Below are 24,121 nucleotides of genomic sequence, written 5' to 3'. Positions count from 1 at the left end.
GCGGGGCTGCGCGACGGTGCGCGCGTGGTCCTCGGCCTCTCCGCCGCTGTGGCGCTGGCGACCATGGCGCTGCTCCTGCTCCTGCCGGACCCGCTGGTGGGCCTCTTTCTCGCGCCCGACGATCCCGACCGGGCACAGGTGATCGCCATCGGGCGGCAACTCCTTGCTGCCGCCGCCCTCTTTCAACTGGTCGATGCCGCCCAAGTGCAGGCGCTGGGCCTCTTGCGCGGGGTGCAGGATACCCGCGTGCCGATGGTCATTGCGGCCCTCAGCTATTGGGTGGTGGGCGTGCCGGTCAGCTACCTTCTCGGATTCACGCTTGGATTTGGCGGGCCGGGTATCTGGCTCGGCCTCGCAGCCGGGCTCGCGCTGGCGGGCGTGTTCATGCTGGTTCGGTTCTGGGGCTGGTCGGTGCGCCGTATTCCGGCACCGGCCCCCGTCCTGCGGCAACAGGGGTGATTGCGCGGCCCCGCTTCCGTTGGTAAAGGAAACTAACCAATTTCGGAGGACGCCATGCCCGTGATCACCAATATCGCCGATCTCAAACAGATCTACCGCCGCCGCGTCCCCAAGATGTTCTACGACTACGCCGAATCCGGCAGCTGGACCGAACAGACCTTTCGCGAAAACACCACCGATTTTGACAAAATCTACTTGCGCCAGCGTGTTGCCATCGACATGACCGGGCGCAGCACCGCGAGCCAGATGATCGGGCAGGATGTGGCGATGCCCGTGGGCCTCGCCCCGGTCGGTCTCACGGGCATGCAACACGCGGATGGTGAGATCAAGGCGGCGCGCGCCGCCGAGAAATTCGGCGTGCCCTTCACCCTCTCCACCATGTCAATCTGCTCGATCGAGGATGTGGCCGAGAACACCACCAAGCCGTTCTGGATGCAGGTCTATACCCTCAAAGACGACGATTTCATGCAGCGGCTGTTTGACCGGGCGCGGGATGCCAAATGTTCGGCGGCGATGATCACGGTTGATCTGCAACTGCTGGGGCAACGCCACAAGGACCTGAAGAACGGCCTTTCTGCCCCGCCCAAGCTGACCCCCAAGAGCGTCGCCAACATGATGACCAAGGTGCAGTGGGGGCTTGGCATGCTGGGCACCAAACGGCGCTTTTTTGGCAATATCGTGGGTCATGCCAAGGGCGTCACCGATCCCTCCTCGCTCAGCACCTGGACCTCAGAAGCGTTCGATCAGGCGCTTGACTGGGACCGCATCCGCCAGTTCCGCAAGATGTGGGACGGCCCGCTGATCATCAAGGGCATCATGGACCCGCGCGATGCCCGTGAAGCGCTGAACGTCGGGGCCGATGCGATCATCGTCTCCAACCACGGCGGGCGACAGCTTGACGGCGCGCTCTCGGCCATCCGGGCCCTGCCCGCCATCATGGACGCGGTGGGCGACAAGATCGAGGTACATCTCGACAGCGGCATCCGCTCGGGTCAGGACGTGCTCAAGGCGCTCTCGCTCGGGGCCAAGGGCACCTATATCGGGCGCGCCTTTGTCTACGGTCTGGGAGCGATGGGCGAGGCGGGTGTCACCCGCGCGCTCGAGGTGATCCACAAGGAACTCGATAGCAGCATGGGCCTCTGCGGGCGACGCGATGTCAAGGATCTGGACCGCGACATTCTGATGGTACCCGAGGATTTCACCGGCCGCTGGATGGCCTGAGGCGCCTCACCGCCCCAAGAGCCGCTGCAACAAGCCGCGCCGCGCCTGCACCTCTGGTGTGGGTGCTGGCCCCTTCGCGGCCTTCCACGCGGCCAGAATGGCGCGCGCCTCGTCCTCGAGCGGTATCTCGGACGCCGGATCGTGGGCCACCTCGACATCGAACACCAGATGATGCCCCGCCCGCCCCTCCAGATCGCGATTGCTGCCCTTCCACCGCTCAACGAGTTGCTGACGGTCCGTGAAAGGCATCAAAAACCGCCGCTTTGGCACCTCGACCACTCCCGGCGCTTCGGCAAAGAACCGATCCAGCGCCACATCCATCTGCGCCAGAGAACACCCAGTCGCCTGCATCTCGCGCTTGAGCAGGCGCGCAGGTTCGATCAGACCCGTGGGCGGGCTGACATTCGACATCGGCACCGCCGCGTCATCGCCGTAGCACAGGCTGGCAGCACCGATCTGCTCCAGCACGAAATTGACCGGATACCGCCGATCACTGCCCGGCAGAATCACGGTGCTGAACACCCTGTCCCGGCCGACATATTTCCCCCAATAGAGCGTGAAGAGCGCATAGTTCAGCACGTCTTGCTGCGTGCGCTTTTCCAGCAACTCCGCGATGCTGCCGCTCCATTTCTGACCGCCTTTGACATGCTGTTTGAAATCGGATTCGAGCCAGTGATCCTGCCGGCGCAAGACCGCAAGCACAGTGACCTCAAATCCCCGCGCGCGCAGCGCCTCGACCAGCCTGATGGCCACCGCGGATTTATAGAGACCCGACAGGCTTTCGGCGCTCAGCACCACATCCCCGTCACCACGCGTGAAGAAATCGAGCGCCTCCGCGACGGCCTGTGATCTTTCCCGATAGGCCGCAATGGCAAGATCTGCCGCATTGCCCTGCCCCTGCGCCGACTGGACCTCGGGCATGTCATAGGCGATGCCAAGATGCCGCAGACGGTCTTGCTGTTGCACCAAGGCGGCCTGTATGGTGGAGGTCGCGCATTTGGGCATGCCAACATGCAGGAAAACGCGGCGTGGCATTTCGGTCGGGCTCCTCTTGCGTCACGGGACCGACGGATAGGCCACGCGCCCCAGCCGGGCAACAAGATTCCGCTTTTCAAACCGGCAAAACCCGGCTATTGGCGCAGCTTCATGCGGGGTCTACAGCCTTGGAGGAGCCCCGCCCTAACCAATGGAGAAATCAAATGGCTGGAGAAATTCCTGATCTTCAGGCCCAGGAACGTGCGGGGACAGGCAAGGGCGCCGCTCGCGCAGCTCGTCGTGAGGGCATGGTTCCGGGTATCGTATTCGGTGGCGACAAAGAGCCGCTGCCGATCAACATTCCGTTCAACGCGCTGCTCAAGCGCCTGAAGAAGGGCCGTTTCAAATCGACCCTGTTCAATCTTCAGGTCGAGGGCCAAGACGATGTGCGCGTGATCTGCCGTGACGTTCAGCGCGATGTGGTCAAGGATCTTCCGACTCATGTCGACCTTATGCGTCTGCGTCGCACCACCCGGATCAACCTGTTCATTCACGTTGACTTCATCAACCACGAGAATTGCCCGGCCCTGCGCAAAGGCGGCGTTCTGACCGTCGTGCGCAACGAGGTCGAGCTGACCGTGACTGCGGGCGACATCCCCGATCACCTGACCGTGGACCTGTCCAAGATCTCCAAAATCGGCGACGTGGTTACGATTTCGATGATTGATCTGCCAGAAGGCAGTGAGCCGGTGATCAAGGACCGCGATTTCGTGATCTGCAACATCTCGGCCCCCTCGGCGCTGCGCTCGCAGGGCGAGGAAGAAGAAGAGGACGAGGGCGACGAGGAATAATCCTCATCTCTCACGCCCAACCCAAAGAGCGCGGCCCCCAATCGGGGGTCGCGTTTTTTCTATCACCGGTCCCGCACCCGGCGAAAGCACAGGATGCGCCCGCGCGACGGGCCGGGATCATAGGTTAGGCCCGAGACCGACATGCAATCAACGATCCGTTGGATGACTGTGTCAGGATAGCGCGTCGGATGCAGTTCCATCATCACGCTGCGCACATGGTCAGGCCAGGGGTGATCGAAAAGATGCTGCTCCGCCCCCTCGATATCCATGATCACCACATGCGGACGCGCCTGCGTCATCAGATCATTCAGCCCCAGATATGGCACCTCGACCATGCGGTCGAGCGCGGTGGTCTCGTCCGCGATCCGCGCCGCCCAGAAACTCTGGGCCGCGTCAAAGGCCAAGGGCTCGGACTCGCGCGCCATGCCACCCACCGCACCATGCAGGAGGGTCACTGCCCCAAATCCGTTGCGCTCCAGATTAGCCCGGATCACCGGCAACATGCCGGGATTGGCCTCGACGCTCGTCACATTCTGCGGCCCGGTGATACGGGCGCAAATCGAGGCGATGTATCCAATCCCCGCCCCCAGTTCCAGCACCCGTTGCCCCGGTCGCAGTCGCATGGCCGCCGCCCGCGCCTCATCGGCCTCATAGCCACCCGAGGCCAGCTTGGCGGCGATCCGGTCGTTCAGGATGCTGTCGGGCACCGACAGATTTAGCCCCTCCACCTCATATTCGGCCATCCGGCACCCTGCCCCCGTTGATTCCGCGGCCCCAAGGCCCTAGACCATCCTCAACCAAGATAGGGGCATCGGCAATGCAGCTCTTTGTGGGTCTCGGCAATCCGGGCGCAAAATATGAGAATAATCGACATAACATCGGCTTCATGGCATTGGACAGGATCGCCGATGAGCATGGCTTTGGCCCATGGCGGTCCAAGTTTCAGGGCATGGTCTCTGAGGGGGATTTGGGCGACGACAAGGTCATCTTGCTCAAACCCATGACCTTCATGAACCTCAGCGGGCAATCGGTGGGCGAGGCGCTGCGCTTCTACAAACTGACCCCCGCCGATGTCACGGTCTTTCACGACGAATTGGACCTCGCCCCCGGCAAGCTGCGCTGCAAGACGGGTGGCGGCCATGCGGGCCACAACGGGTTGCGCTCTCTCCATCAGCACATCGGCGAGACTTACGGCCGCGTGCGCCTTGGCATCGGCCACCCCGGACACAAGGACCGCGTGGCGCACTATGTCTTGCAGGATTTCGCGAAATCCGAGACCGACTGGCTCGACGATCTGCTGCGCGGCGTCGCCAAAGGCGCGCCGTGGCTGGCCTTGGGCAAGCCCGACCGCTTTCAGAACGCCGTGGCACAGGCGATCACGCCCCCCGCGCCCAAACCCGCTCGCCCAGAGAGCATGCAGACCGAAAGGCCGCCCAAACCCGCAGAAGAGGCGCCGGACGAGACGCGCTCACCCCTTCAAAAACTGGTTGACCGGTTCCGCTGACGCGCCTTGACCCCTTAGCCCAGTGCCGCGTCACAGCGCGCGCAGGTGCCGGGATGCTTGTGACGCCCCACATCAGGCAGGATCTTCCAGCAGCGCTGGCATTTCTCGCCCTCTGCCCGCTCAAAGACCACGCCAACGGTATCAACCTCAGGCAAACGGAACGCCTCATCGGGGCGCGGATCGCCCGTCAGCATCAGGTCAGAGGTGATACAGATATCCGCAAAATCCACTGATTTCAGCGCCTTGAGCATCTCTGCATCGCGGATGTGTACGACCGGTGCCGCCTCCAGACTTGCGCCGATCACCTTGTCGGTGCGCTGCACCTCCAACGCCGCCGTCACGACGCGCCGCGCCTGCCGCACCATGGCCCATTTCGCCGCCAGCGGTTCATTGAGCCAGTCAGCGGGCGTGTCTGGAGTATCCGTGAGGTGAATCGAACTGTCCTCGCCGGGGAAGCGCGACAGCCATACCTCCTCCATGGTGAAGACCAACACCGGGGCCAGCCATGTGGTCAGCCGGTGAAACAGCAGATCGAGCACGGTGCGCGCCGCACGACGCCGCGCGGTGTCGCCATCGCAATAGAGCGCGTCCTTGCGGATGTCGAAATAGAACGCGCTCAGATCGAGCGTGCAAAAGTTGAAAATCTGCTGGAAAACCCCTTGGAAATCATAGGTTTCATAGCCTTTCTTCACCTTGTGATCCAGCTCGGCCAGACGGTGCAGCACCCAACGTTCCAACTCGGGCATATCCGCCGGGGCCACGCGATCCGCCTCGGTGAACGGTGCCAAGGCCCCCAGCAGGAAGCGCAGCGTGTTGCGCAGGCGGCGATAGCCATCGGCCACGCCCTTGAGGATTTCCGGCCCGATCCGCAGGTCAGCAGTATAATCCGCCTGCGCCACCCAGAGCCGCAGAATATCCGCGCCGTATTGCTTGACCACTTCCTCGGGCGCGACCGTATTGCCCAAGGATTTGGACATCTTGTTGCCCTTCTCATCCAGGGTAAAGCCATGCGTCAGCACCCCCCGATAGGGCGCGCGCCCGCGCGTGCCACAGGACTGCAACATCGACGAATGGAACCAGCCGCGATGCTGATCGGTGCCCTCTAGATAGAGATCGGCCAGACCATCCTCGGACCCATCCGTGCGGTCGCGCAGCACAAAGGCATGGGTCGAGCCAGAATCGAACCACACATCGAGAATGTCATCGACCTTGCGCCAGTCGTCCGGGTTGACGATACCGCTCAGGAACCGCTCTTTCGCGCCCTCTTTATACCACGCATCCGCGCCCTCTTCCTCAAAGGCCGCAAGGATACGCGCGTTGACCTCGGCGTTCCGCAAAAGGTAATCAGAATCCGTCGGTTGCGCGCCATTTTTGACAAAACAGGTCAGCGGCACACCCCAGGCGCGTTGACGGCTCAGCACCCAATCGGGCCGCGCTTCGATCATCGAATAAAGCCGGTTGCGCCCCGTTTTGGGCGTCCATGTCACCAACTCGTCGATGGAACGCAAGGCGCGTTCGCGAATGGTGGTGCCATAATCGTCCTGCCCGTCACCCACGGCGCGGTCAATCGCGGCGAACCATTGCGGGGTGTTGCGATAGATGACGGGGGCCTTGGAGCGCCAGCTATGCGGATAGGAGTGCTTAATCTTGCCCCGCGCGAGCAACCCGCCCGCCTGGGCCAGTTTATCAATCACCGCCTTGTTGGCATTGCCCTCTTTGCCCTTGCGATCAAGGATGAACTTGCCACCAAAGAACGGCAGATCGGGCCGGAAAGAGCCGTCTTCCAGCACGTTATAGGTGATCACTTTTTCAAGCCAAGTCCCGCCGTCGGGATGATCGCCCAGATCACGGTACAGCTCAAACTCCTCCATCCCGTGCGACGGCGCACAATGGACAAACCCGGTGCCTTCCTCGTCGGTGACGAAATCGGCAGCCCGGAAATCGCGCAGATCGTCCCATTCGCCGTTGGACCCTTCGGCCCCGGCGAGGGGGTGTTGCAGCGAAAGCCCCGAAAGTTCTTCCGCGCTCACATCGCGCACGCGGGTATACATCGACGGCTCCAGCCGCGCCCGGGTCATCACATCCTCGGCGCGGGTGTCGGCGAGGATGAATTTCTCGCCAACCTTGGCCCAGCTTTCCTTGGGTGTCGATGTGACCTCATAGAGGCCATAGGCAAAGCTTTCGCCATAAACCACGGCCTTGTTCGAGGGCATGGTCCAAGGGGTCGTGGTCCAGATGACAACGTGTGCGTCTACTAACTCTCTTACACGAGCCCAGTATGCGTCCTTCTCTGCCTGCGTTGCCATCAAGCTTGCAACGACTGGGCCCTTCGTTGCCTCAATCACCTTAAACTTCACCCAAACCGTAAAGCTTTCCTTGTCGTGATACTCCACCTCCGCCTCGGCCAGCGCGGTCTTCTCGATCGGCGACCACATCACGGGCTTTGATCCCTGATAGAGCACGCCGGTCATCAGGAACTTCTGGAATTCCTCCGCGATGATCCGTTCGGCGCGGAAATCCATCGTCAGATACGGGCGATCCCAACAGCCGGTGATGCCGAGCCGCTTGAATTCCTCGCGCTGAATTTCGATCCAGCCTTCGGCGAACTTGCGGCATTCCTGACGGAAATCGACCACATCCACCTTGTCCTTATCCATGCCCTTGGCGCGGTATTGCTCTTCGATCTTCCATTCGATCGGCAGGCCGTGACAATCCCAGCCGGGGATATAGCGCGCATCGCGCCCCATCATCTGCTGGCTGCGCACCACCATATCCTTGAGGATCTTGTTCAGCGCATGCCCGATGTGCAGATGCCCGTTGGCGTAAGGCGGGCCATCATGCAGCGTAAAGGCTGCACGCCCCGCCGCATTCTCCCGCAGCTTCTCATACACTCCGATCCGCGCCCAACGCGCCAGCCACTCAGGCTCTCGCGCAGGCAATCCCGCGCGCATCGGAAAATCGGTCTCGGGCAGGTTCAACGTGTCTTTGTAATCCGGCGTCTGGGTCGTGTCGGCGCACATGGTTTGCGTCCTTGTCACTGGTCTGGGAGTTGGGGGGTGCAGCGGCGCGGTAGCCCATACGCCTTGTCCCGGCAGCTCGATTGTCTCAGAGCGCCGGGCATGTAATTCGAATAATGATCGCTCTGCGTCTCATCATGGCCCGCCTTATAGGCGCGCACCCGGCAGGCGTCCAGAGGGTGCGGCGTGCGCGTGTCTGAAAAGAGAGCGCCCGGAAATCTTTTCAAGATTTCTCGCCCACCATGAGGGATTGCCTCTCACCACATCCCGCGCCACATAAGACACATGAGCACCGCCTTGCCCCCGCGTTTCAACATCACCCGCCCCGAGATCGAGCGGGTCGTCACCGAATTCTACGCGGCGGTGCGCGCGCATCCCGGCCTTGGGCCGATCTTTGCGGTGCATGTCACCGACTGGCCCGCACACGAGGCCAATGTCGCGGATTTCTGGGCCAATTCCATCCTGCATGAACGCGTCTATGACGGCAGCCCGATGGCGGCACATGTCAACGCCCGCAATGTGCAGCCGGGTATGTTCTCGACCTGGCTGGCGCTCTTTGATGCGGTGCTCTTGCGCGAACTCTCCCCCGATCAGGCCGCCGCATGGTCGGCGCTGGCGCATCGCATCGGACGGTCCTTGCGCGCCGGCGTCGTGGACCGAAGCACCCATGCCGGCGGCATCCCCAAACTGCGCTGACCTCGGCAAAGCCTTGCCGAAACTCCCCGTTCGCGACGGATGCCATCGACTGACGGCGGGAACCCGCCCTGCGACTCACGCGATACTGGCAGAAAGACGCCCGAAAACGCGGCTATCCGTTTAGCACTCAGGCAGGTGGATCACTTTGAGGTAAAATTACAGGCAGAGCGAAAGGAGACCGCCATGTACACCCCCAATGACGACATTCAACGCCAAGCCAACCGAGATCTCAACCGATACGGCCCTCCCGGCTATGATGCTGGCGCCTCGACGCGCGGCGGGCTGGTTGGCCTTCTGGTCATCGTGGTCCTGATGGGCGGCTTGATCGCCTTCAGCATGCTGTCCCCCTCCCCAACGAGCGACAGCACGAACCCCGATGCCGAAACAGCCCCAGCAAGCGTGATCGACGGCTCTGCTGCGGAGCAAACCCCTGCCGCCCCGGCCGAGTAACGGCCAAACTCACACTCGCGGCGCAGAAGGCCCGGTCCCGCGATTGCGTGGCCGGGCCACTTTTCCTTAAGAGCAGTTGGGGTCACCCGAGCGATGTCACCCACAGGATCGTTGCATCCTCGGGACTGACCGAGATCACGTTATGCCCCATGGTGGCATCGTAATAGGCGCTGTCGCCGCGACGCATCTCGATCGGCTCGTAAAACTCGGTATAGAGCCGCACCACCCCGGTCAGCACATAGAGAAATTCTTCGCCGTCATGGCGCACCCAACCGCCGAATTCCTCCATCGCGCGGGCACGGATGCGCGCTCGGTAGGGCATCATGCGTTTTTGGCTCAGCGTATCGGCCAAGAGATCATGTTCGTAGGTTGCCGTGGCCTTGGGCGTCCCTTCACCCACCCGCGTCACGGCCATGCGCCCGTTGATCCGGTCGCGCGACGGCGGCGTAAAGAGCTGTGGAACAGAGATTTCCAACCCCTGCGCCAGTTTCTTCAGGGCGTCATAGGTCGGGGACATCTGACCATTCTCGATCTTTGACAGGGTCGAGCGCGCCAGCCCCGCCTGCTTTGCCGCCTGTTCCAACGTCCAGCCCCGCGCCTTGCGCAGTCCACGCACCCGCACGCCCAGATCGAGCGGCTCGGGGCCAGTTTCAGCGCCGGTTTCGCGCGTGACGCGCAGCAGGGGGGACAAGGCTTGATCAGTCATTGCACAAAGCTATAGGCCAAGCGCAGAGCCACTTGCAACCGCCGCGCAGGCCCCCTAAGCGAGAGACATGAGCGCCATATTCGATCAGGGGCCAAGCGCCCCCTGCCCCAGCCCCTTCAACCTCGCGGCCCATGTTCTGGGCCGGGCCGAGGCGCATCCGGACAAGATCGCACTGGCGGTTCTCGGTCTCGGCACCGCCGAACGCTGGAGCTATGGACGCCTGTTGGCCGCCGTGCGCGGCACCGGCACCGGCCTCTTGCGCACCGGCCTCAAACCCGGCGACCGGGTGCTGATGCGGCTGGGCAATACGGTCGAATTTCCGATTGCCTATCTGGGCGCTATCGCCGTGGGCCTTGTGCCCATTCCCACCTCTAGCCAACTGACAGCGCCCGAGGTGGCGGGCATCGTCAAGACCACGCAACCCGCACTGATCCTGCGCGCGGCGGGCGTGGCCTGCCCCGAGACAGACATTCCCTCTCTCGACGAACCCGCTCTTGAGGCGATGCGCGATCTGCCGCCCGCTGACTGGGAGATGGGCGATCCTGACCGCCCCGCCTATATCATCTATACCTCCGGCACCTCAGGCATTCCGCGCGCTGTGGTCCATGCCCACCGCGCCATCTGGGCACGGCGGATGATGTTTGACGGCTGGTATGGGCTGCGCGGCGACGACAGGCTCTGCCATGCGGGCGCCTTCAACTGGACCTTCACCCTTGGCACCGGCCTGATGGACCCTTGGACTGTGGGGGCGACCGCGCTCATCCCTGCGCCGGGTATAGCGCCCGAGCACTTGCCCGCGCTGCTCGAACGCCATGACGCGACCATCTTTGCCGCAGCACCGGGCGTCTATCGCAAGCTGGTCCGGCCCGGTCAGCCCCTTGCCCTGCCACATCTGCGGCACGGGCTGGCAGCGGGCGAAAAACTCTCGGACACCATCCGCCAGCACTGGCAGGATGCCACCGGGACGCCGATCTATGAGGCCTACGGCATGTCCGAATGCTCGACCTTCATCTCCGGCAGCCCCGCTCACCCCGCCGCCCCCGGCACGCTGGGCCGTCCCCAGACCGGCCGCCGCGTCGCGATCATCGGCAACGGCAGCCCCGCGCCCCATGGCACCGAGGGCACCATCGCCGTCCACCGCTCCGATCCCGGTCTCATGCTGGGCTATCTTGGCGCGCCCGAAGCCACGGCAGAGAAATTCACCGGCGACTGGTTCCTGACCGGCGATCAGGGGATGATGGATGCCGAGGGCCAGATCACCTATCTGGGCCGCGCCGACGACATGATGAACGCAGGCGGCTACCGCGTCTCTCCGATGGAGGTCGAGGCGGCGCTAAGCGCCCATCCCGGCATCACCACGGTGGCTGTCACCGATATTGAGGTGAAAGAGGATGCACGCGTGATCATGGCCTTCTATACTGGTCCCGCGCAGCTTGATCCTGTCGCACTCGATGCCTTTGCCGCTGAACGGCTTGCGGGTTACAAATGCCCGCGCGGCTTTTACCACGTCGAGGCCCTTCCCACCGGGGCCAATGGCAAAATCCTGCGCCGCGCTCTGCGGCCGATTTATGAGGGCCTTCATGGTCAAGCTTGATATCATCTCCGACCCGATCTGCCCTTGGTGCTATATCGGCAAGACGCTGCTGGATCAGGCCTTGACCCTGCGCCCCGATCACCCATTCGAGATCGAATGGCACCCGTTCCAGCTCAACCCCGACATGCCCGCCGAAGGCATGGACCGCCGCGCCTATCTGGAGACAAAATTTGGTGGCAAAGAGGGCGCCATCCGCGCCTATGCCCCGGTGCTGGAGCGCGCCGAGGCCGCCGGTCTCACCATTGATTTTGCCGCCATCCAACGGACGCCCAACACGCTTGACGCACATCGCCTGCTGCATTGGGCCGGGATCGAGGGCTGTCAGGACCGCATGGCCATGGCGCTTTTCCAGGCCTATTTCAACGAGGGTCGCGATATTGGTGATGCAGAGGTTCTGGCCGATCTCGCCGACAGCCTCAGCCTTGATGGGGCGATGATCCAGCGCCTCTTGGGAACAGAAGCCGACCGCGAGGACATCCGCGCCCGCGACGCACAGTTCCGCCAGATGGGGATTTCAGGCGTGCCCACGTTCATCGTCGGGGGTCAACATGCCGTGCCCGGCTGTCAGCCCGCCGAGATGTGGGTCAAGGTGATTGACGACCTGACCGCCGCCGCGAGCTGAAACTCAGACCAAGGCCATCCGCCGCGCCAACCGCCGCTCGCGCCAAAAGGTATAGATGCCCGAGGCGATGATGATCCCCGCCCCCGCCAGCGTCCAGACATCGGGCCGCTCGTCAAACAGCGTGACCCCGATGATCAGCGCAAACACCAGCCTGGAGTAGCGAAACGGTGTGATCACCGCCACATCGCCCAACCGCATCGCCGCGACAATGGCGTAATAGGCCGACACGCCACACAAGAGCGCCAGCACCAGATCGCGCCAGTTCACCGCCGTGGGCCACGCGGGCGTGCCGTGAAACGCCAAGAGGATCACGCCAGTCGGCACCAACGTGGCAAAGGCATAGGTCGATAGCTGCATGGATGAAATCGTGCGCGGCACCCGGCGCGTCGCCAGATCCCGTGCCGCCAATCCAAAGACCGCCAGCACCGCAAAGAGCGACGCCGGCTCAAACCCCGCCATCCCCGGCCGGATCACCATCAGCACGCCGCAAAACCCCACGAGGATCGCCGCCCAACGCCGCCAGCCCACCGCTTCACCCAAGAAGAGCGCGGCCCCCAAAGTGACCGCGAGCGGCGTCGCCTGCAAAATGGCCGAGGCCGAGGAAAGAGGCGTCAGCGCAATCGCCATGACAAACCCCAGCGTGCCCAGCAATTCCCCAAAATTGCGCAGGATCACAGGCCGCGACACCAGATCACGCGACCAGAGTCGCCCGCCCTGCGCCCGCGTGATCGAGCCAAAAATCAACGCGCCCCCGATCCCGATCAGCAGAATGATCTGCCCCACCGGCAAGGTATCGGCCAAACGCTTGATGAACATATCCTCCAGCGCGAAGCCGCCCATCGAGAGGACCATCAGAATACTGCCGCGCAGGTTTTCCATCTCAGACTTTCTTATCCGTGAGCGCCCGTGATAGCCCGGATCATCCGCCTAAAAAAGCGGCAGAGCTATGACAGCACAACATGACCGCTATGCTTGGCCTTGTGTTCGGGCTCAACATGGATCGTCACCCGCGCGCCCGGCAGCGCCGCCATCAGCGCCGCCTCGATCCGGTCGCAGAGCGCATGTGCAACCTCAACCGAGATCGCGCCCGGCACCACCAGATGAAAATCTATGAACGTCACCGGCCCGGCATGGCGCGTGCGCAGATCATGGGCCTCCAACGCGGCGTCATCGCTTGCCGCCTCGGCGATCACCCGGCGGATCGTGGCCAGTTCCTCTTCGGACACGGCCTCGTCCATCAACCCGCTGAGCGACGCCTTGATCACCACCGATCCCGACCACAGGATGTTGAACGCCACCAGCACCGCCATCGCCGGATCAAGCCAGAGCCACCCGGTCGCCAGCGCCAGCGCCACGCCAAAGAGCACGCCCACCGACGACACCACATCGGTCATCAGATGCTTGCCATCTGCAACCAAGGCAGGCGAGCGATAGCGACGTCCATTGCGGATCAGGATCACCGCCCAGACCGCATTGATCAGGCTCGCCCCGGTGTTGATCGCCATCCCGAGCACGGGCTGTGCAATGGCCTGCGGTGCCAGAAACCCCGCATAGGCCTCGCGCAGGATAAAGAGGGCTGCAATCACGATCAGCACGCCCTCCAGCACCGCCGAAAAGAACTCCGCCTTGTCATGGCCATAGGGGTGATTGTCATCCGCTGGCCGCCGCGCCACCCGAAGCGCCACGATCACCGCCAGCGCGGCTGCCACATTCACAAGGCTTTCCAGCGCATCCGACATCAGCGCAAGCGATCCCGTCAGCCCCCAAGCCAAAGCCTTGAGCGCCAGAACACCGAGACCCACGATGACGCTGCCGATGGCCAGCCGCATCACCCGCGCCTTGGCCCCCGCATCACTCACTGGATTTGATCGGCACGCCATAAAGTTCGAGCCGATGCCCGATCAAGCGATACCCCAGCTTTTCCGCGATCTTCTCTTGCAACACCTCGATCTCGGGATCGACAAATTCGATCACCGCGCCCGAATTCATGTCGATCAGATGATCGTGATGGTCACGCTCGGCATCTTCATAGCGGGCGCGCCCATCGCCAAACTCCAGCTTGTCGAGAATCCCCGCCTCTTCAAACAGCTTGACCGTGCGATAGACCGTCGCAATCGAGATCCGCGGATCGCGCCCCGAGGCGCGCGCATAGAGTTCTTCGACATCCGGATGATCGTCCGACCCTTCCAGAACCGACGCAATGGTGCGGCGCTGATCGGTCATGCGCAGCCCCTTGGCCTCGCAACGCTCGGTGATGGTCTCAGTCATGGGCGGCCTCGTCTTGTCTTGCGGCGGTGCCTTACCCGCAAGGGGCGGTTCTGACCAGCCCCTTTGCCGCCCTGTCTGCACGTTCAATGCGGTGCTGTTCGCGAGAATAGCTGAATGACTACGATCCCCGCAAGGATCATCCCCGTCCCGATGATCGCGGGCAAGTCCAGTTTCTGCCCAAAGATCACATAACCGATACAGGCGATGAACACGATACCCAGCCCTGACCAGATCGCATAGACCACGCCCACCGGCATCACCTTGAGTGTCTGCGCCAACAGGAAAAAGCTGATACCATAGGCTATGACCACCAGAACCGAGGGCCAGAACCGGGTGAACTGCTGGCTGGCCTGCAATGCCGTGGTGCCGGCTGTTTCGGCGAGAATGGCAAGGAAGAGGATGAGATAGACCTGTGGGATCATGGCGCGCGCTCCGGTCTTGGGCAATTGGCCCAGACTTATGCGAGGGGGCAAGCGGCGTCCACCGGGAAAGGGGCGGCTTTCGCCTGTCCCCTGCACCAAAGACCACGCGCGGAACAAGGCGCGGTACGCGCCGCCGCGCGGATCGCTGGGCCGTCCCGCGGCCTAGCGATTCTGAGAGCGAGCGCCTCTCGTTTAGGTCACACGGTCTTTGCTGGCATAAAGTGGCAGCCACAGACCTTGCATCGCTAGTCCCCGGCCCAACGATCCGCGCGGCTCATCGCTTGATGGTGAAGTCTGCGAACACCCAATCCCTCATACGTCGCTTGCCAGCCGCCCCACCCCGCCCCATATTCCTCTCATGTTGAAATTCACCCCGATCCTGCTTGCCCTGCTCTATGCGCTCGCCATGTACCGCTTCTCGGTCTGGCGCACGACGCGCGAGCTTGACGCGCAATCGACCGAATTGGCTGATCCAAGGCTCAAGGCCATGACCGACCGCCTCGCCCGCGCCCTCGACCTGCCCCGCGTTCGCGTTCACATCTACGAGATCGACCCGGTCAATGGCCTTGCCGCGCCCGATGGGCGCATTTTCATCACGCGCGGCTTTTATCGCAAGTTTCAAACCGATGAGGTCACCGCCCAGGAAATGGCCTCGGTCATCGCGCATGAGTTGGGTCATGTCGCCTTGGGTCATTCCCGCCGCCGGATGATCGACTTTTCCGGGCAGAACGCCCTGCGCACGGCGCTTGCGATGATCCTTTCGCGCTTCATACCCGGTCTCGGCGTCTGGATCGCCAATGGCATCACCACCCTTCTCGCCGCCCGTCTCTCCCGCGGCGACGAATACGAGGCCGACGCCTATGCCGCCGCCCTGCTGACCAAGGCGGGTATCGGCACCGGCCCGCAAAAATCGCTCTTCGAAAAACTCGAGGCGCTGACCACCGGCGCAGGCGGCAAGATGCCCGCGTGGCTGCTCAGCCACCCCAAGACCGCCGAGCGCATCGCCGCCATCGAAAAGCTCGAAAGCCGCTGGCACCAGAGCCTCCCCTGATCCCCCGTCATCCTCGGGCCTGACCCGAGGACTTCTCAGAATAGCTCCCAAGAGCTTACAAAATCACCTGACAAACCTTACAGAGCTTACCATTCATCATTCAGCGAATTTTTTGATCAAATTATCTTGGCAAGCCCCCCAAGGCCGGGCTAGGCTGTTACAAATCACGATCAGGACTTTCTTCAAATGGACCTTACACAGTTCCAGACCTTCCGCGTGGCTGCCTGCGACCTGAATGGCCGGATGCGCGGCAAGCGGCTTCCTGCCGCCCATGCCGACAAACTCCGCAGTGGGAGCGTGCGCATGCCGCTGTCTTCGCTGAACCTGGATATTTTCGGCGCAGATATCGAAAACTCGCCGCTGGTGTTCGACTCCGGGGATGTCGATGGCGTGCTCTATCCCACCGACCGTGGCCCTGTTCCCCTGCCATGGCTCGAGGTGCCACAGGGGCTTGTGCCCATGGTCATGCACCATGAGGATGGCACCCCCTTCGCCGGCGACCCGCGTCACGCCTTGGTGAGCGTGCTCGACCGCTACGCCGCCTGTGGCTGGCATGTCGACGCCGCGACCGAGCTGGAATTCACATTGGTTGACGGAAAAGGCAACGAACTCAAGACGGTACGTGATCCGCGCAATGGCCGCCGGATGAAGGCTCCGGGCATTCTATCGCTCGGTCAGATGGATGCCTTCGACGGTTTTCTGAGCGCGCTTTACGTTGCTGGCTTGGAAATGGGTCTGCCCGTCGAAACCGCTGTCAGCGAGGCTGGCGTCGGTCAGTTCGAATTGACCCTGCACCATCAGAACGCTCTGCGCGCCGCCGATGACACATGGCTTTTCAAAACATTGATCAAGGGATTGGCGCGGCAGCACGGCTATGTTGCCACATTCATGGCCAAGCCCTTTGAGGATGACACCGGCAACGGCATGCATATGCATTTTTCGGTGATGGACGAGAAAGGCACCAATGTTTTCAACGATGGAACCGCGGCGGGCACGGATATTCTGCGTGCCGCTGTGGCTGGCTGTCTTGCAGCAATGCCGCCCTCAACACTGATTTTCGCCCCCCATGCCAACAGTTATGCAAGGCTGGTGCCCGGCGCTCATGCCCCGACCGGCGCGGGCTGGGGCTATGAGAACCGCACCACAGCGGTGCGCATCCCCGGCGGCCCCCCCTCGGCGCGCCGGATCGAACACCGCGTCGCGGGCGGCGATATCAACCCGTACCTCAGCTTTGCCGCCATCCTCGGCGCCGCCATCACCGGAATCGAAGAGAGCATGACCCCGCCGCCGCCCATCAACGGCAATGCCTACGAGGTCCAGATGCCGCAGCTTGCCCCGGACTGGGGCGCGGCCATCGACATTTTCGAAAGCGATCCAATGATTGCCACGATTTTTCATGCGGACCTGATCCGCAATCTGGTAATGACCAAACGTCAGGAGCTGGCGTATATGGCACCGATCCCCAAAGAAGACCACTGGAAGACCTATCTCGAAACGGTGTAGCCTGAAGCAGCAACCCCGCCCCAATTTGATCAAATCAAGAGAGCGCCATGAAAATCGGCATCCTGAAAACCGGCCACGCCCCCGACATCGTTCTGAACGAGCTGGGAGATTACGAGGTGATGTTCGCGCAGTTGCTGGACGGGCACGGCTTTGAGTTCGAACATTACGACGTGGTGGATGAAGAATTTCCTACCGGACCGGACGCTGCCGACGGATGGCTCATCACCGGCTCGAAACACGGGGCCTATGAGGACCACCCGTGGATACCGCCGCTGGAACAGTTGATCCGTGACATTGCCGCCGCCGGGCGACCGCTTGTCGGCGTCTGCTTTGGCCATCAGATCATCGCGCAGGCCATGGGGGGCAAGGTGGAGAAATTCAAAGGTGGCTGGCAAGTAGGGGTCACCGACTACGACATCGAAGGTCAGCGCCTGCCGCTCAACGCGTGGCATCAGGATCAGGTGACCCAACTGCCGGAGGGGGCCGATGTCGTCGGCACAAGCGATTTTTGTGAGAATGCCGCTCTGCTTTACGGCGACAAGATCTATACAATCCAACCCCATCCAGAGTTCACCGCGACCATGGTGGACCGTCTCATCCATCACCGCGCCCCCGGCGTGGTGCCTGACAATCTGCTGAAAGAGGCGGTGGCAAAACTCGACCAGCCCACCGCCAATGCCACAATCGCCGCCCGCATGGCGGAGTTTTTCAAACGAGGTGCCAGCCATGGCCGATCTGAGTGACCTGACCAATTCCCTGCCTGCCTCTGCGCAGGCCTATCTTGAGAACCGCCGCCTTGACGAGGTCGAGTGCATCATTTCCGACCTGCCCGGCATCGCACGCGGCAAGGCGGTTCCGGCTACGAAATTCGCTCGGCAAAAGTATTTTCACCTGCCGGATTCGATCTTTTTCCAGACCATCACCGGCGACTGGGGCGAGGCTGCAGGCGAAGGTGGGTTCATCGAACGCGACATGATCCTGCGCCCCGACATGTCCACCGCAACCGCGGCACCTTGGACCGCCGATTGGACGCTGCAAGTGATCCACGATGCCTTTGATCGCGAAGGCGCACCAATCCCCTTTTCCCCGCGCAACGTTTTGCGTCGGGTGGTGGACATGTATCACGCCCATGGCATGAAGCCTGTCGTTGCCCCGGAAATGGAATTCTTCCTCGTCGCGCGCAATCTCGACCCGGCGCATGAGATCAAGCCGATGATGGGCCGCTCTGGTCGACCGGCGGCCGCACGTCAGGCCTATTCGATGACAGCCGTGGATGAATTCGGTCCGGTGATCGACGATATCTACGACTTCGCCGAAGCACAGGGTTTCGAGATCGACGGGATCACTCAGGAAGGCGGGGCCGGGCAGCTTGAAATCAACCTGCGCCATGGCGATCCGATCAAGCTGGCCGATGAGGTGTTTTACTTCAAGCGGCTCATTCGCGAGGCAGCGCTGCGCCATGACTGCTTTGCCACCTTCATGGCCAAGCCCATTGCCGACGAGCCGGGCAGCGCCATGCATATTCACCACTCGATCCTCGACATGGAGACTGGCCGCAACATCTTTTCCGGACCACAGGGCGGCGAGACCGATGCTTTCTTTCACTTCATCGGCGGCTTGCAGAAACATCTGCCTTCGGCAATCGCGGTGCTGGCACCCTATGTCAATTCCTACCGCCGCTATGTCAAGGATCACGCCGCCCCGATAAACCTCGCTTGGGGCCGCGACAACCGCACCACCGGCATTCGCGTGCCGCTCTCTGGCCCCGAGGCGCGGCGGGTCGAGAACCGCATGGCGGGCATGGATTGCAATCCCTACCTCGGCATTGCGGCGAGCCTCGCCTGTGGTCTCTTAGGTATCCTCAACGAGGAGTGGCCCGACAAGCAGTTCAAGGGTGACGCCTATTCAGGCGAGCCGGACATTCCAAACGTCATGGGCGACGCGCTTGATATGTTTGAAGAGGCCAAGGCCCTGCACGAGATCCTCGGACCGGAATTCGCCCGCGTCTATGCCATCGTGAAACGCACCGAGTACGAGGAATTCCTCCAGGTCATCAGCCCATGGGAGCGTGAGCATCTCCTCCTCAACGTCTGAGCCACGCGTCACGGGCGTGCCGACGAGTATTTGCACCAAGAAAAACTATGAACCTGCTCTATTCCAATGACCGGCGCGGCACCTATCCACCAAGCTGGTACGCGGCCACCACCGCGCCGCTGCCGGAATTCGCACCGCTGCGCGGGCGCACGCGGGCCGAGGTCTGTGTGGTGGGCGCAGGCTATACCGGGCTTTCGGCGGCGCTCCACCTGGCAGAGGCAGGGTTGGATGTGGTGCTGCTCGAGGCGCAGCGTTTGGGCTTTGGTGCCTCGGGGCGCAATGGCGGGCAATTGGGCAGCGGCCAGCGGATGGAGCAAACCGCGCTCGAACGTCTGGTGGGCGCGGATGATGCCGTGCATCTTTGGCACTTGGCCGAAGAGGCCAAGGACCTGGTCAAATCGCTGGTCGCGCGACATGGCATCGACTGCCACCTGAAACCCGGTGTGGCGCATGCCTGTTTCTCGGCCCGCGAAATGACGGCAGAGCATGACTATGCCGATCATTTGGCCACGCGCTACGGGTACGATCAGATCGAAAAGCTGGATGCAGAGGCGTTGACCGCGCTCTGCCCCTCGCCGGTCTATCATGGCGGCTCGCTGGACAGAGGGGCGGCGCATCTGCATCCCCTGTCCTATGCGCTTGGCCTTGCGCGCGCGGCGGCGGCGGCGGGCGTGCGTATCCACGAAGGATCGGCAGTACACAATATCACACGCGGAGCAACGGTTCGTGTGGCCACGGATGCCGGCGCAGTTGAGGCGGATCACCTCATCCTCGCCTGCAACGGCTATCTCGGCGGCCTCGAACGCAAGGTCGCCGCGCGCGTCATGCCGATCAATAATTTCATCGTGGCCACGGAGCCCTTGGGGGATAACGCAGCCCGCGTTTTGACGCAGGATGTCGCGGTCGCAGATACGAAGTTCGTGGTGAACTATTTTCGCCTCAGCCATGACAAGCGCCTGCTCTTTGGCGGCGGCGAGAGTTATGGCTACCGCTTTCCCAAGGATATCCGCGCCACGGTGCGCAAGCCGATGCTCGGGATATTCCCGCATTTGCGCGATGTTAGGCTTGATTATGCCTGGGGTGGCACGCTGGCGATCACAATGCGGCGCATGCCTTATCTGGTGCGGCTTGCGCCTAATATCCTGTCAGCCTCGGGCTATTCCGGGCATGGGGTGGGTACGGCCACCCACGCCGGACGATTGATGGCAGAGGCGGTGCGCGGTCAGGCTGCTGGTTTTGAGTGCATGGCGCGCGTGCCAGCCCCAGCCTTTCCCGGCGGCACCGCTCTGCGTAATCCGCTTCTGGTATTGGCGATGACTTGGTTCTCGCTGCGGGACCGGCTGGGCCTCTGACCTTCAGACGATGCGCGGGATGTCACCCACTTCCTTAAAACAACCCGGTTTTCTTTGACAAATTGTCACAATTCAGGCCTATGTGTTCTGAAAAGCCGAAACATAACTTCAGGAAATCCGAAAACATGGCACTTGCACCCAATGTCTATGATGCGGAACCCATCCCCGAGGCCGCCCGTGCCGAAATCGACCGGATGCTGCAATCAGGCGATCTGTTTCGTTATACCGCGCCGGACAACGCCCCCGTGACGCTGCTCGAGCGTGAGTTCGCGGACTTACTCGGCTCGAAATACGCGCTTGCCGTTTCCTCTTGCTCTGCTGCGCTTTTTCTGTCGCTCAAGGCGCTTGGCCTGCCGCGCGATGCAAGGGTGCTGATCCCCGGCTTTACCTTTGCCGCCGTGCCCTCGTCGGTCCTGCATGCCGATTGTGTGCCCGTCCTCTGTGAGGTGGGCGAGAATTACCGGATTGATCTGGCGGATTTCGAGAAGCGGCTGGACACGGTGCAAGCGGTCATCATCAGCCATATGCGCGGCCATACATCGGATATGGATGCCATCATGGCGCTCTGCATGTCGCGCGGCATTCCGGTGATCGAGGATGCCGCGCATTCTCTTGGCACCACTTGGGCCGGGCGAAATATCGGCACCATTGGGCAAATCGGCTGTTTCAGCTTTCAGTCTTACAAGCTGGTCAATGCCGGTGAAGGCGGTATCATGGTCAGCGACGACGCCGATCTGATTGCCCGCGCGGTGATCATGTCCGGTGCCTATGAACACAACTGGGCCAAACATCTGACAGCCCCCGATGCTGCCCTTGAGGCGGCGTTTGCCCGCGCGCAGAACCAACTGCCGCTATACAATCTGCGGCTCAACAACCTGTCGGCGGCGATCATCCGCCCGCAACTGCCCGAAGTGGCGCGGCGGGTGCGCGACGGACGTGCAAACCATGATTATGTCGCGGCGCGGCTCGATGCCTCGCCGTGGATGAGCGTTCCGGCCAAGCTGCCCCCCGAAGAGCGTGCCCCGGATTCGATCCAGTTCAATCTGGTGGGGATGACCGAAAACGAGACCCGCGCCTTTGCCCAAGCGGCGGCAGGGCGCGGCGTCAAGGTGCAGGTGTTTGGCCTGAGCACCGACAATGCGCGCGCCTTTTGGAACTGGCAATTCCTGCCGGGTGAGGCACCTGTCCTGCCGAAAACGCGGGCGATGCTGATGCGTGCCTGCGACACCCGCCTGCCCGCGCGCCTGACCCGGTCCGATCTTGACCTGATCACCGATGCGCTGGTGTTGGCCGCCGAGGATGTGATGGGCCACAATCGCGCCTACGGCACCTGATCCAAGAGACAACAAGGGCCGCCTGCCACTGGCGGACGGCCCTCATTCGTTTCTGCTTGCGGCTTATTCGGCCTTGCCCGCCTCAACCGAAATCCGAACCTCAACCTCGTCGCTGACGAAGGGCGTGAACTTGTCCACCCCGAAATCCGAGCGCAACAGGGTTGTGGTGGCGTCGAACCCCAGCCACGGCTTGTTGTTCATCGGGTGCAACTCGGCCTTTTGATTGAGGTTTGTATCCAGCACCACGGACTTCGTGACACCGTTCATGGTCAGATCACCGGTGATCTTGGCGGTGGTGTCGCCCGTGACCTCGATGCCGGTCGAGGTAAAGGTGACCATGTCCCCCTCGCTCGCGCCAAAGAAATCCTCGGACATGAAATGCTCTTCGCGCTTTTCCCAACCCGTGAGCATGGACATCACAGGCATCGACACGCTGACCGAAGAGGCGGCGGGATCTTCGGCGTCAAACATGATCTCGCCTTCAAACCCAGAGAACATGCCGTGGGTGGTGGAAAAACCAAGGTGGTTATAGGAGAACAAAACTTGGCTGTGGCTGGGGTCCAGCTCGTATTTCTCGGGCGCGGCAACGGCACCTGTTGCAGTGACGGCAAGTGCCGCAGCGAGCAGGATATTCTTCATTGGAAACCTCCAGAGGGTGAAATGTGACTTACCTGTTCACATTTGGCGCTCTGGGTTCAAATCACAATCCCGTAGTTTCAAACAGCGTCTGTGGATTGGCGAACACCTGCCGGCGACACCTTTGGTCAGGCGGCAAATCCCAAGGCACGGCGCAGCGCACGTGCGGTTGCCCGATCCTCGATTTTCATTGCGACAATCTGTCGACCCGTGGCATCGCGGGCCGTCAAAACCCGATCACGCATCGAGAGTTCGCTCAGAGTGTCCAGATCATGCACCGCGACCCGCGCCGCACGTCCGCCCGCAAGCGGGGCGATCACATGCAGCCGCCGGTTCATGACATCAACCTGAATATCTGGCTCTGTTTGTTCGGGATGCCGCCGGCTGAGGCACATCAGACCTGCAAAGAGGAGGGTCACTGAAAACAGCAGCTTGATCATCATCATCGCCGCGTCCTGTGCGCCCATCGAGACAAGCCAGAGTCCCAGGGAAGAGCAGACCAAGGCGCTGCCGCAGAGCACCTGTGTTGCCCGGCCAAGATCAAAGGCCGACGCCTCTGCCTGTTGGGCAGACGCCGTCTCGTGGTAGTCGAGCGGCGCATGGGTGAACTCACGCTCAAAATCCGGCAAGGCAACCATCGTCATACTCCCTATTTCCTCGAACACCTCAAACCTGCCTGAAACTTGCCTGCCAAAAACGCCCAGATTGCGGCAGACCAAAGGCAATCTGCGGGCCGGATCAATGCGGCTTGCGCCGCTCTCTGGGGCGATGTATACGCACCCAATCTTTCGCAATCGTTATGAACCGCGCAGTCTCTCGTGGATGGGACGCGAAAGATCCAAAGCCCGTCCTATGAAATGCGCCTTGATAGAAATGGAGTGAACATGCCGCTTTATGAGCATGTGATGATCGCGCGTCAGGACCTGTCCAGCGCGCAGGCTGAAGGCCTTATCGAACATTTTGGGGCCGTGCTGACCGACAATGGCGGCACACTCGTCGAGCACGAGTATTGGGGCGTCAAGACGATGGCCTACAAGATCAACAAGAACCGCAAAGGCCATTATGCCTTTCTCAAGACCGATGCACCCTCGAGTGCGGTCCAGGAGATGGAACGCCTGATGCGTCTGCATGACGATGTTATGCGTGTCCTCACCATCAAGGTGGATGCCCATGAAGAGGGTCCGTCCGTCCAGATGCAAAAGCGCGATGAGCGCAGTGATCGTGGCGACCGCGGAGATCGTGGTGACCGGGGCGACCGCGGAGATCGTGGTGACCGCGGCGACCGGGGTGATCGTGGGGATCGGGCTGACCGCGGCGAACGCCGCGAGCGTCGCTGATCCGTCACCTGAGCAAAGGAATATAAATC

25 protein-coding genes are annotated in these 24,121 nt (G+C 62.0%); 15 read left to right on the top strand and 10 right to left on the bottom strand.

From position 1 onward, the window contains the following. The coding region (locus VR71_RS17770; RefSeq protein WP_045685988.1) for an MATE family efflux transporter at positions 1-459 on the top strand (459 nt) is incomplete at its 5' end. A 54-nt stretch (positions 460-513) separates the two neighbouring features. After that, complete coding sequence (locus tag VR71_RS17765; RefSeq protein WP_045685987.1) at positions 514-1,680, top strand: alpha-hydroxy acid oxidase; 1,167 nt, start codon at positions 514-516, stop codon at positions 1,678-1,680. A 6-nt stretch (positions 1,681-1,686) separates the two neighbouring features. Here VR71_RS17765 and VR71_RS17760 read toward each other — a convergent pair whose 3' ends face one another. Next, positions 1,687-2,715, bottom strand: a complete 1,029-nt coding sequence (locus VR71_RS17760) for a hypothetical protein (RefSeq protein ID WP_045685986.1) — start codon at positions 2,713-2,715, stop codon at positions 1,687-1,689. Between the two features lie 164 nt (positions 2,716-2,879). Between VR71_RS17760 and VR71_RS17755 the strand changes: the two genes are divergently transcribed. Then, positions 2,880-3,506, top strand: coding sequence for a 50S ribosomal protein L25/general stress protein Ctc (locus tag VR71_RS17755; RefSeq protein ID WP_009818492.1), 627 nt, complete (start codon positions 2,880-2,882; stop codon positions 3,504-3,506). A gap of 62 nt (positions 3,507-3,568) precedes the next feature. On the opposite strand, the gene VR71_RS17750 is transcribed toward VR71_RS17755, so the two are convergent. Next, complete coding sequence (locus tag VR71_RS17750) at positions 3,569-4,249, bottom strand: FkbM family methyltransferase (RefSeq protein WP_009818491.1); 681 nt, start codon at positions 4,247-4,249, stop codon at positions 3,569-3,571. Between the two features lie 74 nt (positions 4,250-4,323). Here VR71_RS17750 and pth point away from each other — a divergent pair, with 74 nt between their 5' ends. Next, on the top strand, positions 4,324-5,010 hold the full coding sequence (gene pth, locus VR71_RS17745; protein ID WP_009818490.1) for an aminoacyl-tRNA hydrolase: 687 nt from the start codon (positions 4,324-4,326) through the stop codon (positions 5,008-5,010). A 14-nt stretch (positions 5,011-5,024) separates the two neighbouring features. Here the strand turns inward: pth and ileS are convergent, their stop codons facing one another. After that, complete coding sequence (gene ileS / locus VR71_RS17740; RefSeq protein WP_045685985.1) at positions 5,025-8,030, bottom strand: isoleucine--tRNA ligase; 3,006 nt, start codon at positions 8,028-8,030, stop codon at positions 5,025-5,027. Positions 8,031-8,312: 282 nt separating this feature from the next. Here ileS and VR71_RS17735 point away from each other — a divergent pair, with 282 nt between their 5' ends. Together VR71_RS17735 and VR71_RS17730 are read left to right on the top strand one after the other, a co-directional pair. Then, positions 8,313-8,723, top strand: coding sequence for a group III truncated hemoglobin (locus VR71_RS17735; RefSeq protein WP_045685984.1), 411 nt, complete (start codon positions 8,313-8,315; stop codon positions 8,721-8,723). A gap of 183 nt (positions 8,724-8,906) precedes the next feature. Then, the gene (locus VR71_RS17730) at positions 8,907-9,173 is read left to right on the top strand and encodes a hypothetical protein (protein ID WP_045685983.1); all 267 of its coding nucleotides are present in this window, start codon (positions 8,907-8,909) and stop codon (positions 9,171-9,173) included. An 82-nt stretch (positions 9,174-9,255) separates the two neighbouring features. On the opposite strand, the gene VR71_RS17725 is transcribed toward VR71_RS17730, so the two are convergent. Then, on the bottom strand, positions 9,256-9,879 hold the full coding sequence (locus VR71_RS17725) for an XRE family transcriptional regulator (RefSeq protein WP_009818486.1): 624 nt from the start codon (positions 9,877-9,879) through the stop codon (positions 9,256-9,258). 67 nt (positions 9,880-9,946) lie between these two features. Between VR71_RS17725 and VR71_RS17720 the strand changes: the two genes are divergently transcribed. Beyond that, the gene (locus VR71_RS17720) at positions 9,947-11,473 is read left to right on the top strand and encodes a class I adenylate-forming enzyme family protein (protein WP_045685982.1); all 1,527 of its coding nucleotides are present in this window, start codon (positions 9,947-9,949) and stop codon (positions 11,471-11,473) included. Further along, positions 11,460-12,095: a DsbA family oxidoreductase gene (locus VR71_RS17715; RefSeq protein ID WP_045685981.1), complete on the top strand. Its 636-nt coding sequence runs from the start codon at positions 11,460-11,462 to the stop codon at positions 12,093-12,095. The genes VR71_RS17720 and VR71_RS17715 overlap by 14 nt, the downstream gene beginning before the upstream one ends. 3 nt (positions 12,096-12,098) lie before the next feature. Here VR71_RS17715 and VR71_RS17710 read toward each other — a convergent pair whose 3' ends face one another. From VR71_RS17710 to VR71_RS17695, 4 genes are all read right to left on the bottom strand, one after another. Then, positions 12,099-12,974 carry a DMT family transporter gene (locus tag VR71_RS17710; protein ID WP_009818483.1) on the bottom strand — a complete coding sequence of 292 codons (876 nt, stop codon included), beginning with the start codon at positions 12,972-12,974 and terminating at the stop codon, positions 12,099-12,101. A 65-nt stretch (positions 12,975-13,039) separates the two neighbouring features. Further along, a complete protein-coding gene (locus tag VR71_RS17705; RefSeq protein WP_045685991.1) occupies positions 13,040-13,924 on the bottom strand; it encodes a cation diffusion facilitator family transporter in 885 nt (294 codons plus the stop codon). A 22-nt stretch (positions 13,925-13,946) separates the two neighbouring features. Further along, the gene (locus VR71_RS17700; protein ID WP_009818481.1) at positions 13,947-14,363 is read right to left on the bottom strand and encodes a Fur family transcriptional regulator; all 417 of its coding nucleotides are present in this window, start codon (positions 14,361-14,363) and stop codon (positions 13,947-13,949) included. 83 nt (positions 14,364-14,446) lie between these two features. Continuing rightward, on the bottom strand, positions 14,447-14,782 hold the full coding sequence (locus tag VR71_RS17695) for an SMR family transporter (RefSeq protein ID WP_045685990.1): 336 nt from the start codon (positions 14,780-14,782) through the stop codon (positions 14,447-14,449). Positions 14,783-15,143: 361 nt separating this feature from the next. Here VR71_RS17695 and VR71_RS17690 point away from each other — a divergent pair, with 361 nt between their 5' ends. From VR71_RS17690 to VR71_RS17665, 6 genes are all read left to right on the top strand, one after another. Further along, on the top strand, positions 15,144-15,836 hold the full coding sequence (locus VR71_RS17690) for a M48 family metallopeptidase (protein WP_045685980.1): 693 nt from the start codon (positions 15,144-15,146) through the stop codon (positions 15,834-15,836). A gap of 186 nt (positions 15,837-16,022) precedes the next feature. Then, positions 16,023-17,339: a glutamine synthetase family protein gene (locus VR71_RS17685; protein WP_045685979.1), complete on the top strand. Its 1,317-nt coding sequence runs from the start codon at positions 16,023-16,025 to the stop codon at positions 17,337-17,339. A 47-nt stretch (positions 17,340-17,386) separates the two neighbouring features. After that, the gene (locus tag VR71_RS17680) at positions 17,387-18,082 is read left to right on the top strand and encodes a type 1 glutamine amidotransferase (protein WP_045685978.1); all 696 of its coding nucleotides are present in this window, start codon (positions 17,387-17,389) and stop codon (positions 18,080-18,082) included. Beyond that, positions 18,075-19,433, top strand: a complete 1,359-nt coding sequence (locus tag VR71_RS17675) for a glutamine synthetase family protein (protein ID WP_040651510.1) — start codon at positions 18,075-18,077, stop codon at positions 19,431-19,433. Before VR71_RS17680 ends, VR71_RS17675 begins: the two co-directional genes overlap by 8 nt. Positions 19,434-19,480: 47 nt before the next feature. Beyond that, complete coding sequence (locus tag VR71_RS17670; protein WP_045685977.1) at positions 19,481-20,785, top strand: FAD-binding oxidoreductase; 1,305 nt, start codon at positions 19,481-19,483, stop codon at positions 20,783-20,785. A 125-nt stretch (positions 20,786-20,910) separates the two neighbouring features. Continuing rightward, a complete protein-coding gene (locus VR71_RS17665) occupies positions 20,911-22,119 on the top strand; it encodes an aminotransferase class I/II-fold pyridoxal phosphate-dependent enzyme (RefSeq protein ID WP_045685976.1) in 1,209 nt (402 codons plus the stop codon). 63 nt (positions 22,120-22,182) lie between these two features. Here VR71_RS17665 and VR71_RS17660 read toward each other — a convergent pair whose 3' ends face one another. Both VR71_RS17660 and VR71_RS17655 read right to left on the bottom strand, forming a co-directional pair. Then, positions 22,183-22,758, bottom strand: a complete 576-nt coding sequence (locus VR71_RS17660) for a YceI family protein (RefSeq protein ID WP_009818473.1) — start codon at positions 22,756-22,758, stop codon at positions 22,183-22,185. A gap of 125 nt (positions 22,759-22,883) precedes the next feature. Next, positions 22,884-23,399, bottom strand: a complete 516-nt coding sequence (locus VR71_RS17655; protein ID WP_045685975.1) for a hypothetical protein — start codon at positions 23,397-23,399, stop codon at positions 22,884-22,886. A gap of 240 nt (positions 23,400-23,639) precedes the next feature. Here VR71_RS17655 and rpsF point away from each other — a divergent pair, with 240 nt between their 5' ends. Continuing rightward, positions 23,640-24,092, top strand: a complete 453-nt coding sequence (gene rpsF, locus VR71_RS17650) for a 30S ribosomal protein S6 (RefSeq protein ID WP_009818471.1) — start codon at positions 23,640-23,642, stop codon at positions 24,090-24,092. Positions 24,093-24,121 lie beyond the last annotated feature (29 nt).

The organism is Roseovarius sp. BRH_c41, assembly GCF_000961715.1.
Taxonomy (GTDB): domain Bacteria; phylum Pseudomonadota; class Alphaproteobacteria; order Rhodobacterales; family Rhodobacteraceae; genus Roseovarius.
This window is presented reverse-complemented; position numbering and strand designations above follow the sequence as displayed.